The 715-nt window shown below is 71.5% G+C and carries 1 protein-coding gene and 1 pseudogene; both read left to right on the forward strand.

The genetic code is table 11. The features are described from left to right. Window positions 1-2: 2 nt before the first annotated feature. Window positions 3-92: pseudogene (locus ACLQ2W_RS33810) on the forward strand (ALF repeat-containing protein); the annotation flags it as partial. A gap of 33 nt (window positions 93-125) precedes the next feature. Beyond that, the coding region (locus tag ACLQ2W_RS33815) for an ALF repeat-containing protein (RefSeq protein ID WP_425791954.1) at window positions 126-715 on the forward strand (590 nt) is incomplete at its 3' end.

Below are 715 nucleotides of genomic sequence, written 5' to 3' on the forward strand. Positions count from 1 at the left end.
TGGTGGACACGTTGCCGGATGGGAATGAGAGGTCGGCGGCGCAGGCGGCGTTGGCGGGTGATGACGCGGCGGTGCAGGCGTTCTTGCGGACGCGGAGTTACACGGGTAAGGCGACGGCGGATCGGTTGGCGATCTACCGGATTTTGGAGACGGCGGGGCCGACGCTGAAGGCGGCTGCGGAGCAGGCGTTGGCGGGGACGAACGCGGATCGGCACGAGTTTCTGCGGTCGGGTCAGTATGCGGCGCGGACGGCTGATGACCGGCTTGAGGTGTATCGGGTCATCGATGCGGGTGGGCCGCAGGTGAAGGCGGCCGGTCAGGTGGCGTTGGCGGGGCCGGCGTCGTACATTTCGTATTTCCTGACGGCGGGGCGGTATCAGGCGGCGCAGCGGGATCAGGAGCAGGCCGCGCATGTGGCGGCGGTGCAGGCGTTGATCGCGGAGGCGCAGCGGTACGCGCAGAGCGCGGTGTCGGACGCGGCGGAGGCGAACCGGGTCGCGGCGGTCGCGGCGGGTAAGGCGGCGGAGGCGCAGACGTATGCGCAGCAGGCCGCGGCGTCGGCGAACAAGGCGGCGCAGTACGCCACCGACGCCAACAACTCGGCGATCGCGGCGAAGAACTCGGCGGACCAGGCCGCCCAGTCCGCCACGACGGCGCGGAACGCGGCGAACTCCGCCCAGGCCAGCGCCAACCAGGCCGCCCAGTCCGCCGCCAC

The sequence above is a fragment of the Micromonospora sp. DT227 genome (genome assembly GCF_049841835.1).
Taxonomy (GTDB): domain Bacteria; phylum Actinomycetota; class Actinomycetes; order Mycobacteriales; family Micromonosporaceae; genus Micromonospora.